This window comes from Acinetobacter sp. NIOH-H-8 (assembly GCF_046635365.1).
GTDB lineage: Bacteria > Pseudomonadota > Gammaproteobacteria > Pseudomonadales > Moraxellaceae > Acinetobacter.
Window position 1 is genome coordinate 21,265 of sequence record NZ_JBHDVN010000026.1, and the last position, 15,159, is coordinate 36,423.

Sequence of the window (15,159 nt, forward strand, 5' to 3'; positions counted from 1 at the left end):
AATATTAATTTAAATACTTATTACCTGCTATCTTTCTATACTCAGCAAAGTATTTAAGGAGTCACAGACTTGGTTAACTCTCAGTTTTAGTTTATTACGATCATCCTTATCTCTCTGAAGCTGTTGTTCAATTTTAATGATATTGTCTGACTCTGCCTGTAACCGCTCTTGAAGTGTTTGATAGATTGTCTCAATATGATTTTCTGCAATCTCTCGTAACTGTATAGCCACTTGTTGATCTAGGTTATTTAACACATTGGCAATAACATTATCGATCTCAAAACGTAATTGCTCTTGCTTACGTTTTTCTGCAAAGAACATACCACCAAAAATTCCAGGAATGATTAAGAAAGGTAATGTCAATCCCAATGCCATAGATGCAACAATACCAGTTGCACCACCGACAACCATTGCAGTGTTAGCATTACTTTCATCCGTTGCATGTATATTCGGCAGATAAGATACAAGGGAAGTATTGTGATGAATTAGGATAGCCGCATTGAGCTTTTTTGCAGAGAGCTCTATTACCGGATATAAAGATTGCTCAGTCGCCAGTTGAAAGGTATTTTGTACATCTGCCTGAATTAAAGCTTGTAATGTGCTTTCTCCACTTTGTGCAACACTATAATAGTGTGGTTTACGTGCATTCAACATAGTATCTATAGTGCTGATCACCTCGGTACGGATATGACTTTCAACTAAACGTAATAACACTACTTTTTCTCGTTCATACTCTTCTCTCACTCGTTGTTGTGAGTCATGTATAGCTTGTTTTTGTTGGTATAAAGTTTCTCTTGATGTATCTGTAGCTAATTGTTGTTCCAGATTCTGTTTTGCTAAAAAAATTAAAGTTTGAACTTGATGTTTTAAACTTTGCTCAAACAGCTCTTCTTTTTGTTCCTCAATATGATTGAATAAATCAACTAAACCTTTTAAATCATTTTCATGGGCGGAACAGCCACGAACTAGTGAATATTCTTCATCAATCGCTGACTGTTGCGCAATAGCTTGTCGAACTGCTAACCGTTCTTGGCTACTGATTAAATCTTCCTGACAAACGAGTAAAGAAACTGGTTTCCCCATCGTATATTGGCGTAATACGAATTGGCGTTCAGCTTCGCCCAAATGAGTACGAGCAACACATAAAATAAAACTACTATTGGCTGTGCCTGAGTAACGGATTAGAGCTTCTTCATGTGAGCCAACATTTGATTCAAGCCCAGGGGTGTCCACAATAACTAAATCTGGATGTCTAGCTAAAGCAGCATTATGTAAATGAATTTCGACCCATAAAATATTTTGTTGTTCTAAAGTGCCGTTACATAGCAACTGCTGATAAATATCTAGGGTGTATTCTTCTCGGTGAGTATTGTTTATATTGTCTTGCTCGGTGACCACAACTACCTTTTGTTTATCATATTCACTATAGTGAAACTCTGTCGGATACGAAGTGCATGCCCCTAAATCAGTAAGCTGGATATTCTGCTCTAGCCATGTATTGAGCAAAGTAGATTTTCCGACACTAAATTTCCCAATCAAAGGTACAGATAATTTAAAGGTTAAAATATTAGCTTTCACCTGATTGATTTGTGGTTGTAAAGCTGATGATAAGATGCGTTCATCTATTAACTGTTGCAGCTGTCCCAAAGCAGCTAACCAATTCTGTTTTTGTTTATCGATTGAGGTTAGTCTATAGGGGGTAATTCCTGCTGTTTTTAAATGCCATAATATAAGTAAAGCTAGATCCCATGCAGAACTTTGCTTACCTGTCGTAAAGAGGGAGAGATTGTCTAAGTTAACAATTTGCTCAAGACTAAAATCATGAATACTGTTGGAATATAATTCATCAAATAATAAAACTGAGGGCTGTTGTGCCGTTGCAAAAGAATCTTTCTGATTGATTTTTTTTAATTGGTGGAACAATCTATTTTTTAAGTTCGATTGCATATAGAGATCTTGTATAAAGTCTTGAGGGTCGATATCTTCCAAACCGACTTGATTTAAAAAAGCCTGTAAAAATTCTAAATCTTTCCACCCCCAAACACCTTCGGTTTTATGAATAAATTCATTGATTGCAGTGCATAAACGCAAGGATTCAGGCATTTGTTTATAGCTTAGTCCCTGAATTTTTTGGATATGAGAAAGCTGCAACCAATCTTGTAATTTTTCATGTTTTTCTAGGCGTTCAATGCGAGCTTCATGTTGGATAATACGCTGTCTAAGTGAGGTATAAGCCAAAGACATTGATTGATAAACTTGTTCAAGATCGTTTAAACGAGTTTGTTCTTGCTGTAGAAGCTTGTCTGTAATCCCATGTAATTGAGATTGAATAAATGCTATAAATTCAACTGATAGACGTTGTTCACTTTGTAACCCTTTTAGCATGCGTAAAGCAGCTAGTTGAGCAGTAAATAATGTTCTAATCGGTTCATTGGCTTGGTACTCGAGAACATCTTGTGAAAATACTTTTAATTTTAATTTATCCAAAAATGATAAAGGAGTGACCTTTTGATTGTCATACTGCAATAATTGCATCGCATCTAAAGCGGCATTTTCAATCACCATTCGATTATTCTGATTCTCAATCAAAAAGCGTTCTATACAGTCCTGTAATTCAGGGTGACTTTTTGCCTGTTCAGCAATCAATAGATTTTGTGCCTGTAAATAATCCAGTGCCAATGGTTCATAATTTGTAGCAATGGTTTTTATTTCTTGGGTAAAATCATCATTTTGAATAGTGTGATTAAAATCATGAATATCATGATTTAATTGTTGTTGATGATTCATATTTTTCCCTTGTTGTTCTTGCTGATGTGTAATTGCAAGTTGATGTCCTGAATAAGCAATTTGCCATTGCCGTGCGGTGATTTGTGCTGTTTCATTTACGCTACGCATCCATCCATTTACAATATCTTTTAAACCATGCTCAAACTGCTGACGCTCTCTAACATTACTTACTAGCCATTGTGCCAAAATCGGGACTAAAATGCCGACTGTTCCTGCAACTGATACCGCCGCCACAGTAACTAAAGTCAAAATCCCACGATTTAAACCCGCTTGTTTAATTGCGGACATCATGGTTTCACGATTAATGTCACCATTTTGATAACGCTGATAAATTTGTTTCACATCCCATGTAAAGGTTACGATAAAAGCTGATAAACCTGCATCAATATGAGTCACAAAAGTTAACCCACCTGCGGTGACGGCTTTTCCTGCCCCTTGTTGAATATGTGTTAATGTTTGATTACTTTTTAAATCCTTAAGTAAAGTTGCCCCTGCATTATTTAACTGTAATTCGCCAGAACCTACTTGTTTTAAAGTACGAGTAATCGCAGGAGCAAGCTCAAATACACTGACAAAAGCAGTTGCCATCAAGGCATTACCCATAAAATCTACGGTATGGTCTATAGTAGAACTTTGTTGAGCGTATTCTGGCATCATACCCTGACGAAACTCACTTGTTCCCTGTTGTGCTTCGGTATAGCTAAGAGGCGTTGAGCTAACACCATTGGTATCAGTGATACGATCTGTAAAGGTAATCTGATTTAACGCATTGACTTGTTCAATTTGTCCATTGACTTGGGCTTGATCAATTTGAGTTTGATGTATTTGTTGGACTTGGACTAACTGATCACTTGGTACAATAATCTGCTGACCAGCATATTTTGCGACTAGTGTACCGGATTCATCAGTAAATAATTCTGCTCCAGCGGCATAGCTTTGTTCAGGCGTAGAAAAGTATTTAGGATTAAATGCCATACCCGAAGTAGTTTGAATATCGACTGAACCAAACTCACGACTATTGACTAAGTTCGCAACATCGTCACCTGACTGATTCGATTGATTAACATTATAACTGGCTGCATGGTGGGTTTCAGCAAAGTAACCTGCTCCTCCAAATTTATTACCAATTATTTGTGCTTGGTTATCTGAAAAATTTACAAAAGCAGAGTGCTGTAGATTACTTAGATTTTGATCTTCTAAAGTTTGATTTGCCATTAAGTAGGATGATGCGAAATCAGTACTCTTTTGTTCCATAAGACAATTCTATTTTTACTAGTTAATGAAATTAATTTTAGTATAGCTATCAATATTATAATATCTGACTTCTACCACGATGTAATATCTTTCAAAACTTTTTTGGTTAATCAGCTGTTTGAATGAATTAGAGCTGCTTATTTGAATGAAATACAATGATGCAATCTCAATCAAACTGCATTGGATGCTTAATTTGATACTCTGAATCAGTGTGATAGATAAACACAGCGATAATGGTTCATTTCTGATCACAAGCCAATATGAAACGAATATATGGCTAAATCATTTTGAAGACCAAACGGTTGGAGAGGCATTATTAGATCGCATTGTTCATCGATCCCATATTTTTAATCTAGAAGGTGAATCTATGCGTAAAAAGAGAGGTAAAGAAGGAGGCTAGTTTTGATTCTTGTCCAAGTAAGGCGACACTTTAATTCCTGAATAAGTTTATTAAAGTGTCCAACTTGAATGAGAATGGGTGTTCAAGTAGTTGTTGATTTTGCACTTGGCAGTACCAAGGCTTTTTTTGCTACTTCATTCTGTAGTCAGACCAATAACAAGGCACTGTGATTAATTGATTTTCATGTAATCGTGACCAGAGACGTATACCAAGATCTCGTTCTAAATTTTCAAGACTGAAATTAGAGATAATCATAGTTGGCTTCATCATGTCATAGCGTTTATATAGCACTTTATGAACAAGTTCTAAACGTGCCGAATGACGATCATGTAGCCCATATTCATCTAAGACGAGTAAATCAAAATCAGAAAAAAATTGAATCCATTGCTCTTCAGATTGATCTTCAATACTCCATGAATTCATAATGGTTTTTGCGATCTGAGCACTCGTTATATAACGAGATGACATTTTGGTTTTATAGATAACATTGCGAATGATCGCTGATCCTAGGTGCGTTTTTCCAGTACCTGGTGTGCCATAAAGGATAAGGTTGGATTTCGATCCGTTTAATAATTGCTGTGTGAAATTCTGACAGCATTCGACAACTTGCTGCTGTTCAATAGTACTAGCACTATAATTAGAAAAACCACATTCCAAGTAGCGTTGATTTAGTCCTGAGCTATGAATACGGTGTTGTAACAACTTTTGCTGTAACTCTTCCTTGTGTTCTCTATTCGTTTGTTCAAGATTTTCTTTCGCACAGACTTTGCACACTTGATGACTACCTATTTTTATTAATGGATAGCCATGTTTTGTACAGAGGGTGCTTAAAACTTCCTTAGGAGTTTTTAAAAGATCAATTCCTATATTCATCATCTACTCCTAAATCCATTTTCGATTAATCGGTTTTTCTTCATTTTTATCATCCTTCCTTTGAGATGAAGATGAAGATGAAGATGAAGATGAAGATGAAGATGAAGATGAAGATGAAGATGAAGATGAAGATGAAGATGAAGGTAAAGGTGAAGGTGAAGGTGAAGGTGAAGGTGAAGGGCATTCTTTAAGTAATGCTTGTGCATTGCTAGAGCACTCCGAATCTGATGCATCAGCATTACTTGAGCTTTTATTCCAACGAGCTTGTGCTGCTAATTTCCCACGTTCAGATTTCATCTTTTGATTGAGAATAGCTTGTTCTTTTAATGTAGTGATGTAGTTAGATTGAATAAATCCATTTACTTCTTCAAAAAGATTCAGGATTTTTAATGTAGTTATTAGGCTCTTGGTTTTAGGACTAGTTAGTTTGGTCACACTCATCAAAATGTTGGGTTCACTTGGTATAGGACCATTCTTCCAAAAGTCCATCATGAGAAAAAGGGTAGCACCCACTTGTTCGCTCGAAAGTCGAGTAAATTTCGCTTGAAGATCACCAATATACAGTGGCATCCAAATTGTTGCGTCAGTATTCATTTTGAACCTACAAAAGGTAGGGGCATTTCAAACATGCCCCAGAAGAGAATTAAGAAAATATTTTTAAAAAAAGTATACGAGCCGTTTGTATGAGATCTTCTAAGTCGTATACGGTGAAATCATTGGTAATGGGATAGTTTTCACATAAACGATCAGCCCAAAGACGAAGGGCTTGATGATCATTGAAGCAGCTATTTACTTTGAGCTTAGTAGCCAAACGATCTAAACGAGGGATTTCAAACTCAGTGATAATATGATTTGCCATTGCATCGGCAGCTTCACATACGACGACACCATCAAATACTGATTTATCAAACATGGTGAATCTCCTGACAGCCAGAATTAGGCAGTACAAGGAAATAGGGATTTCGTTTAGATTTTATTTTCTTTATCATTGGTAAGTACCTCATGATTTACGTCTTGGTGGTATCTCAGGCTTGTTTGCACGACTTATGGTTCACTTTGGCGAGAGAGGTATAAGTTGTTTGCACAGGCCTGAATTTTTTGTTCTTCGTAAAATATATGGGGAATTATCTGCAGCTATGGCATAATCAACCTCATAAAAAGTACTAGGAAAGTAGGAAAATTTATTCCTTAGACGTAAATTATCATAATTTTACGGGATTTCAAGTATTTTTTACTATTTAACTAGGAAAAAGTATGATTAAGTCGAACTTGGCTGTATTGTTAGCTGAAAGAAAAATGCGTGTTGCAGATCTTGTAAAAGAGACAGGTATTAATAAAAGTACGCTTTATAAACTGTATAACGACGAGTCCGTTCGTATAGATTTTGAGACGATTGATAAGATTTGTACTGCTTTAGAAGTAGAAGTGGGAGAGTTATTGATTTATATAAAATATGAGTAGCTATTTATTTATATTATTAAGATTCATATTAAATATAGTTGTTAATTTTCTGATCTACCTCAAATGAATTGCTCATTAGTATCCATACTAAATAATTAAGTGGGGATTAGAAGTTTTGATATATGATTTATTGTAACTGTTAGATCATCAGGAAGTATTTTTAGCATGAAGGATGTAATTGCAAATATTCTGCATACTCAACCTAATTTAACGGGAAGGGAAATTGCTAAAATTCTTGGTGTTGAAAAGAAGGAGGTAAATTCCTTCCTTGATAAAAATCAAGAATATTTTTTCAAAGATGACAATTTTAGATGGTCAATAATTTCTTCCATATCCGAAATAGAAGTACCTAAGAAAGTAGAAAATTTGATTATGCAGCATGAACATGAAATCAGTAATTTTGCTAAGAATAGGCTGATCCAATTATTGGACTATGTATCTCATCAAGCTGAGGATACTCAAAAAATTCAATATGAAATTAATGGTAATAGATTTTATTCCTATGATCTTAAAAAACTTCGTGGTTTAAAGATTCTGAATGATAGTGATTGGTGGTTTCAAATTGAACGCTTACAACTTCAATCGATGCCTATACCATCTAAACAACTGTCTTTGCACATCCATGTTGAAACTGAAAAAGTACCGACTTTTAATTATGCTAGTTTAAATAAGCTAGTATCTTTTAAGCGAGTTGATCACTTGCGATTAGCTTACTTTTTAGTGGCAAATGATTTGATCACTAAAATTGGCATAATTCAGAAGTTGTTTAAAGAATTTAAAAATTATCGAAATAATTGGGAACTTTGGAAACAAGACAATGATGAGATTAAAAAATCCATTATTGTTTATGACAAATTATTCTCTTGGAATACTGCAATTAACCTAGGTGGAACAGGCGATGGTGAGGAAATTGTTGCAGGTTTTGGTTTAGTTGATTGGGTACTTCCTACTACTCAAAAATCTTATTCATATCCTTTAATTACTATTCCTTTAGAAATGGAAATAGAAAAAAATGGATTAATACGTGTAGGTGCTAAAGATACACGTGCCAATATCGAAATGGATGCCATTTTATTAGAGGATGATATACCCACTTCAGGGCAAGTGAAATTAGCTTTAAAAGAAAACTTAGATAATGGGCGTTCACTAGCATTATTTGAAGGAGAAACATATTCAGATCTAGTCGAAGCCTTTGTTGCTAATATCTTCTCAAGAGGAACAATTGTTGAGGCAGAGAATAGAGCGATACCATCTAAGAACTTAACAGTGACATTAACATCGGTACTGTTTAGTCGCCCTAAAAGAAATTCTATTTTAAGTGATGATATTGAGTTATTAAAAACTAGGCTTAATGATCCATCAGTAATTATACCTGAACAACCTTTATCATTAGTGACAGAGTTAAGTAATAATATTAATAAAAAGGAGACTTACAGTTTTAGGGGGCGTTCTGGAACTGAAGGATTTGGATCAAAAGTTGAAGAGCTTTATTTCCCACTGCCTTATAACAAAGAACAAATTACTATTGTTCAGAACCTGCTAACTAGCAGTGGTGTAGTGGTGCAAGGTCCGCCAGGTACGGGTAAAACACATAGCATTGCAAATATTATCTGCCATTATTTGGCGAATGGAAAAAAAGTACTAGTAACTGCACAGCAGTCACATGTTCTGAAAACAGTACATGAGAAGATTCCTGATGAGTTAAAACCTTTAGTAGTTAGTAGAATTGGCTCAAGTAAAGAAAGTAAAAATCAGCTTGAATCTTCAATTGATCTGATTGTCCAAAAGATTACTCAGATGAATGTTGGTGAGGTTCAAAGAACGATTGAAGTTTTAAAACAACAAGTGGATCATAATCATCATGAAATGGCTTTGATTGATCGAGAAATATATAACTTTGCAGAAAAGCATTATCAGAATATTGAGGTAGATGGTAATAAAAAATTACCTATGGATATCGTGAAGACGGTATTAGAAAGTAGAGCATCCTATGAATGGTTTACCGACCAATTAACTTTAGAGAATAAAGACCAGTTTCCTTTTTCCCAGATTGAATTGATTCAACTGAGAGACTCAAGGAAGAAAATAGGTACAGATTTACCATTCATAAATTATGGCTCTCTGCCAGTTCCTGAGAGATTATTAGATTCGACGAGTCTAAAAAAATTAAGTGAATTCTTAAAAGAAAAGGATGAGATTGAGGAATTCTTAAAGAAAAATGACAAACATAGTTTCAAGGAAATTACTTCTGAAGTAGAAATTAATGAGCTAAGAGATTGGTTAAAGATTTATCTGGAAGATCTAAATCTTGTTCTTGATCATGCAGAACCATGGTTATTGAGTTATTTCAAAAAGATAAATTCAGAAGATAAGGGTATGGAGCTGGATATCTATACGAACCTTATTCAAGAAGTTCAACCTTTAGTGGAATACAGAAAATCGCTATTAACTGATCCCATAGAGCTGAATTTTGAGATACAACCAAACTCAAAAGAATACCAAGCTGTTCAACGTGCTGTTGATATAGGTAAGCCATTTAATTGGTATCATTTTGGTACTGCTGAATTACAAGAATTATTTAAGTCAATTAAAGTTTCTGGAAAATATCCTGATACATCAGATGAGTGGAAAAGAGTTAAAGAATATATTGATAGAAGGCAAACTCTTAATGTTTTTATGAGTAAATGGAATAGTATTGCAGCACAATTAGATATCCCTTTAATCGAGTTAAATAATCGTGGTATTGATGAAATATTAAAAGAGTTCACGCAGCTCATCATTAGAACCCAAAAATGCCTAGATTTGAAAAATAAGTATTTGGATGTATTTAGTGCCAATTATCTAAAAGTTTTTAGTAGAGCTAAATCTTTTGATTTCTATGGATTACCTAAAAATATTGATGACTTGATTCAATTATTAGGTCAGAAGTTAAAAATATTTAATTTAGAAGTCTATCAACAGCAACTGGCTGATCAAATACTTTATTTATCAGAGTTTGATAATAAAATATCAAATCAGTTGAAAAAAATTGTGTCCCAGGTTGATTCAGATTCGCTATATGAAAATGAATTAAGAGAATATGCCGATCTATTAAAGAAATTAGCTCATTTGAAAGATCTAACTGAGGATTTTGACAGAGTTAAATTGGCCAGTATTAAATTGAGCCAAACAAATGCTGTGATTCTTAGTAAAGATATTCTAGAGATTCCTTACGCCCAAGAAATTGAGGATCCTATATTACGTAACACATTGGTCGAGGCTTGGGAATGGAAGCGTCTTGAGACTTTTGTAATGACTATTAGTAATACAAGTCGAATTGAAAACTTGTATGAGCGTCGTCGTATTCACGAGAAGAATCTGTCTCAGAATTACGCTCAATTGGCAGCAAACAAGACGTGGTTGGCATTAAAGGAAAATGCCTCAGATAAAATTTTAGTTGCATTACAGCGCTATAAAATTGCTGTACAACACTATGGAAAAGGGACAGGCAAGAACGCTCCACGTTATAGAAAAGATGCTCAAGCGGCCCTTAAAGAGGCAACAGCAGCTATTCCTTGCTGGGTCATGTCACATCTTCAGGTTTCTGAATCTATGCCTGCTGAATTAGGTCTCTTTGATTTAGTGATTGTAGATGAGGCGTCACAATCATCAATTGACGTATTACCTGTTTTAATGCGTGCTAAAAAATTATTAGTTGTAGGGGATAATAAACAGGTTTCTCCAAGTAATGTCGGTCTAGCAAGTGCTCAAATTGATGTATTAAGAAATCGTTATCTACATGGTCAGCCACATGCTGCATATTTAACACCAGATATGTCTTTATACGACATGGCTTCTTCTATCTATGAGTCAAGCGTGATGCTTCTAGAGCATTTCCGCTGTCATCCTGCGATCATTAGTTACAGTAATAAAAACTTTTATGGTAACCGTATTAAGCCAATGCGATTATCGAAGAAATCTGAGCAGTTAAGCCCAGCCTTAGTCGCAATTTATACACCGCAGGGGTATAGAGAATCTAAAAACAGCAAACATATTAATCGAATAGAAGCGAAAGCAATTATTGAGGAAATGAAGCTTCTTCTTAAAGATGAACGATATGCGAATAGATCAATTGGCGTGATCTCATTATTGGGGCCAGCACAGGCTGAGTTCATTCAATCAGAAGCTTTGAATGAATTTGGTGCAGGGGCTCTTACCCAAGTTCAATTTGCTTGTGGGGATGCCTCAGCATTCCAAGGTGCAGAAAGAGATATTATTTTCCTATCTATGGTAGCAGATCCTCAGAATTGTCATGCTTTGAGTCGATCCGATCATGAACAGAGATTTAACGTGGCTGCAAGCCGTGCTCGTGAACGGATGTATCTTGTCCACTCCGTGAGTGGTGATCATATATCACCAAAAGATTTAAGGCTGAATTTACTCAATCATTTTTATGATTTGCAAGAGAATCAAAAAGCATCATTTGAAGCAAAATTAGAGTTATGTGAATCAGAGTTTGAAAAATCTGTATTCACGGTATTACATAAAATGGGATACACAGTTACTCCACAGGTCAAGGTTGGAAGCTATCGAATTGATTTAGTGGTTGAATCGGATGGAGATCAGCGTTTAGCAGTTGAGTGTGATGGTGATAGCTATCATGGGCCAGAACAATGGCATGATGATATGATTCGTCAACGTGCTTTAGAACGTGCAGGATGGACATTCTGGAGATGCTTTGCATCGAGTTGGTCAATTGAACGTGAAAATATGGTTCAGTCTTTGATTGAGAAACTCAATGCAATGAGTATTAAACCTACGAATCATGCTAGTAGTTTAATTCAAGATGTAGAGCAAAGAGTTTGGGTAAATAAAGAACCTGAAGAGAATGTAATTCAAAAAGTTCAGCAAGATCTTTTTATATTGAATTAGTTTATAAGGGTAATCCCCTTATCTTATTAAGTTAATGAGTAGGAAAATCAAAGTTCTTATCATTGTTTATAATAGGGTAGTTGCCATCAACTGCTTTACAGGACTGCTCACGATTGAAAAAAATATTTTAAAGCTTTTTATTGATGGTATTGTTTGATCTTATTCTATTTGTTCTAGCTCAGATTTGAGCTAGAACAAATAATTAACTATTTTTTTTACCGACTATCAATAGTATCAGCTAAATGCTGCATCATCTCTCTTCCGTCATTTAACCAGCTTGCGTGGTTATAAGGTGCTCGTGATATATCTCCATCTACATGGACTAACTGTATCAATTCCTGCTGCACTTCTGCTTATTTGGATAGATGGCTATTCAACGCAACTTTATTTAATTTTACAAACTCTCTTCGTCTTTACTGGGCTAAACTCAATATAAAATATTTATCCATAGTAAGAATGATGAATCACTTTCCTAAAGTTATTGTGATTGATGCTTTTGGGACACTTGTCAAAATTGGTGAGAGCCGATCCCCATATCGTAAGTTGATGAAGTGGCTAAAAGCTAATGGTAGAAAACCAAGTGCACAAGATGCAAAGATCATCATGTCAAATCCTGTTGATGTTGCACAATTAGCGATGAAGTTCGGAGTAGAACTACCAGGGCAACTTTTGAGGGAGATCAACAATGATCTTCAGCTTGAATTAAGCACAATTCAACTGTATGAAGATACAATGCCTACGCTGCAAATTTTAAAAGAAAGAGGTTTTAAAATTGCGCTTTGTTCCAACTTGGCGATGCCTTATGGTGAACAACTTAGAAAACTACTCCCTGATTTTCTTGATGCTGTTGTATTTAGTTATGAGGTTGGAGCCATAAAGCCTGAACATCAAATTTATAAGGTGATTCAGGCACATTTTGGCTGTGACTTTCCAGAAATGCTCTTTATTGGAGATCATCCCATTTTGGATGTTGAAACACCTATTTCCTTAGGGATGAAGGCAAGGCTCATTGAACGTCATAAAAACCAAAGACTGTTAGATGTCATGGGTGATTTAATCTAACAGTATTATTTTTGATGTCATTCATGCCAATGATCAATAGTATCAGCTAAATGCTGCATCATCTGTCTTCGATCTTTTAACCAACTTGCATGGTTGTAAGAAGCTCGGGACATGTCACCATCTACATGGGCTAACTGTAATTCAATCCAGTCCTTACTGTAATTCTGTTCGTTTAAATAGGTGGATGCAGTTGCACGGAAGTCATGCATGGTAATATGGCCTAGACCCATGTTAACGAGTGCTTCATTGAGTGTATTTTTCCCCAACATTGATATGCCATCATCCCCAGGGAATAAGTAAATACTGTCAGGGTAAAGCTGTAACTGCTCTTTTATAATTTCTAGCATTTGTGTAGATAAAGGTACAACATGCGTCCTATTCTTCTTCATATTCCTTTTACCATCCTTAATCTGTGCATTTGATACACGAGGAATAGTTAAGGTCGCATCTTTTAGATTAACAAAAGACTTTTTAGCCCTGCGTATTTCTATCGTACGTAGCATACTGTATAAGGCAGTCCTTAAAGCATTCTGTGTGCCAGTAGTTCCACCATATTGATTGATCAAAGCCAGAATCACTTTCTTATCTTTTTCTTCTAAAGGGGTAGCGTGATTAACAGGAGGACGTCTGATATAGCTGCGTAGCGCAATTGTAGGATCATTGATTATCTTCAGTGTGATAATTGCGTATTGCATGACTTCAGCGCAGATTTGTCTTACATAGATTGCTTTAACTTCACCAGTACCTCTTTTGCTTTTGCGAATTCGTGTAATGGTATTATCCAAAATCACTCGAATATCATTTGAATTCACTTCTTTGATTGGCTTATTGCCAATGACGGGATAGATATCTTTTTTAAAGTATCTCAGCCTGTTTTCATACCATTCTTGTGAGTGAGTGTCCTTGTACTTTTCTAAATATTCATTCGAGATACTTTTAAAAGTATGCTGTATTGCATCCAATGCGGAATCAAGCGCTTTCTTTTGCTCTGTTACAGGGTCGAGATTTTGAGCTAAAAGACTACGATACTCACGTGTCTTATCACGAGCGTAAGATAAGCTAATCTCTGGGTAGGCACCAATCGTTAACATTTTGGGGATGTTTAAATAACGGTAGCGGTAACGCCAGAATTTTCTTCCTGATGTTCTTACTTCAATGCATAGCCCAAAATGGTCTGCAACACGATACATTTTATCTTTGGCTTTTAATTGCTTGATTTGAAAATCATTTAACATGAGGATGTGAGTAAGACCTTATAATTGATTTCGTTACTCACAAGGTTACTCACAGATTTTAGTAATGTCACGTGTACTAAGGTGACGCGTGGTAATTCCGGAACATTATTAAAAACAATTGGTTAAGTATCGTGGTAATGCAAGGTTATACGTGCGGACATGGTTGTGAAGCATGATGTAATTCATTACCCGATTATATGCTCAAAAAATCCCCGCAATTGCGGGGATTTTTTATTAAGTTAGAAAATGATTAAGGTGATTTTTTAACTAATTTATAATTCAGATTACTCTGTATTTCCTTACCTGTTTCTATATCACGAGCTTCAATAAAATTATCACCTACATAAAACTTCCGGTTTTCAGCTTTTCCATCTAGGACGATAATAGAAGGTTGTTGAGGATCGAAAGTGAAGCTACCTTTGGTTTCAGTTTCATTATTTCCAGTTTTACCTAAATATTCCTCACTCAATTCATAAGTTTTGTCAGGATTAAGATCTAGTTCAACTTTAATACCTTCGCAGTCAGCACACGGGAAAACACCTTCATATTCACCTGCCCAGTTTGAGTTGGCAGTGGCATTACTGCTCATCTCAGTACTCATATTGCTTTGACTATTTGTAGTCTCTGTAGTAACAGGAGCATTTGTGGTATTAGATTGAGTATCTGCACTGGCCATATCGCGGTCATTCTGTTTAGAACATGCACTTAAACTAGTAACTGTTACTACCAATAAAGCAGGCCATAATATTTTTTTCATTGAAGATCATCCTCTTGTTCTTCTGTATTAGGATTTACATTAAAAGTATGAGCTATCAATATACAGAGAGATCTTGTTAAAAATTGATTCGTTAAGTGAAACGGATTAAATATATGTAGATGAGAAACTAAGATAATTAAAATACAAAATAAGCGATAGGTTTTCTTTAGTTTTATTTTATAAACCTTAAGGTTATGATTTGATAGAAATAATTATTAATAAGAGCGGTCATGAAAGCAGAACAGGAAAATAGGGTCTGTTGACACTTACTGTCCATAATTAACCCTATAAAGGTAGCCATAAAAATATACAGGCTAAGGCAACAGAACTTTGATAATTTCTTTTGAGCTTGTCATATCGAGTAGCTATTCCTCTAAATTGCTTTAATCTACAAAACATATTTTCAACTAAATGCCTGA

At 35.3% G+C, this 15,159-nt stretch carries 10 protein-coding genes and 1 pseudogene; 4 read left to right on the forward strand and 7 right to left on the reverse strand.

Annotation, left to right across the window (positions count from 1 at the left end):
• Positions 1–27 precede the first annotated feature (27 nt).
• Positions 28–4,041, reverse strand: a complete 4,014-nt coding sequence (locus ACEWB7_RS10935; protein WP_312317868.1) for a dynamin family protein — start codon at positions 4,039–4,041, stop codon at positions 28–30.
• Between the two features lie 211 nt (positions 4,042–4,252).
• Between ACEWB7_RS10935 and ACEWB7_RS10940 the strand changes: the two genes are divergently transcribed.
• Positions 4,253–4,441 (forward strand): ATP-binding protein, encoded by a 189-nt coding sequence (locus ACEWB7_RS10940; RefSeq protein WP_262458973.1) that lies wholly within the window; start codon positions 4,253–4,255, stop codon positions 4,439–4,441.
• A gap of 129 nt (positions 4,442–4,570) precedes the next feature.
• On the opposite strand, the gene ACEWB7_RS10945 is transcribed toward ACEWB7_RS10940, so the two are convergent.
• From ACEWB7_RS10945 to ACEWB7_RS10955, 3 genes are read right to left on the reverse strand one after another with little or no spacing between them, the layout of a single operon-like run.
• A complete protein-coding gene (locus ACEWB7_RS10945; protein ID WP_411580759.1) occupies positions 4,571–5,314 on the reverse strand; it encodes an ATP-binding protein in 744 nt (247 codons plus the stop codon).
• A gap of 9 nt (positions 5,315–5,323) precedes the next feature.
• Positions 5,324–5,908, reverse strand: coding sequence for a hypothetical protein (locus tag ACEWB7_RS10950; RefSeq protein ID WP_411580760.1), 585 nt, complete (start codon positions 5,906–5,908; stop codon positions 5,324–5,326).
• A 49-nt stretch (positions 5,909–5,957) separates the two neighbouring features.
• Positions 5,958–6,227 (reverse strand): hypothetical protein, encoded by a 270-nt coding sequence (locus tag ACEWB7_RS10955; protein ID WP_005025073.1) that lies wholly within the window; start codon positions 6,225–6,227, stop codon positions 5,958–5,960.
• A 341-nt stretch (positions 6,228–6,568) separates the two neighbouring features.
• On the opposite strand from ACEWB7_RS10955, the gene ACEWB7_RS10960 reads away from it, so the two are divergent.
• From ACEWB7_RS10960 to ACEWB7_RS10970, 3 genes are all read left to right on the forward strand, one after another.
• A complete protein-coding gene (locus ACEWB7_RS10960; protein ID WP_005025075.1) occupies positions 6,569–6,775 on the forward strand; it encodes a helix-turn-helix domain-containing protein in 207 nt (68 codons plus the stop codon).
• A gap of 165 nt (positions 6,776–6,940) precedes the next feature.
• Positions 6,941–11,686, forward strand: a complete 4,746-nt coding sequence (locus ACEWB7_RS10965; protein ID WP_411580761.1) for an AAA domain-containing protein — start codon at positions 6,941–6,943, stop codon at positions 11,684–11,686.
• A gap of 459 nt (positions 11,687–12,145) precedes the next feature.
• The gene (locus tag ACEWB7_RS10970) at positions 12,146–12,748 is read left to right on the forward strand and encodes an HAD family hydrolase (protein ID WP_010700110.1); all 603 of its coding nucleotides are present in this window, start codon (positions 12,146–12,148) and stop codon (positions 12,746–12,748) included.
• Between the two features lie 17 nt (positions 12,749–12,765).
• On the opposite strand, the gene ACEWB7_RS10975 is transcribed toward ACEWB7_RS10970, so the two are convergent.
• The 3 genes and pseudogenes from ACEWB7_RS10975 to ACEWB7_RS10985 form a co-directional block, all read right to left on the reverse strand.
• Positions 12,766–13,983 carry a tyrosine-type recombinase/integrase gene (locus ACEWB7_RS10975; RefSeq protein WP_005025080.1) on the reverse strand — a complete coding sequence of 406 codons (1,218 nt, stop codon included), beginning with the start codon at positions 13,981–13,983 and terminating at the stop codon, positions 12,766–12,768.
• A 250-nt stretch (positions 13,984–14,233) separates the two neighbouring features.
• Positions 14,234–14,740 carry a copper resistance protein NlpE gene (locus tag ACEWB7_RS10980; RefSeq protein WP_034706247.1) on the reverse strand — a complete coding sequence of 169 codons (507 nt, stop codon included), beginning with the start codon at positions 14,738–14,740 and terminating at the stop codon, positions 14,234–14,236.
• Positions 14,741–15,025: 285 nt separating this feature from the next.
• Positions 15,026–15,159: pseudogene (locus tag ACEWB7_RS10985) on the reverse strand (IS5/IS1182 family transposase); the annotation flags it as partial.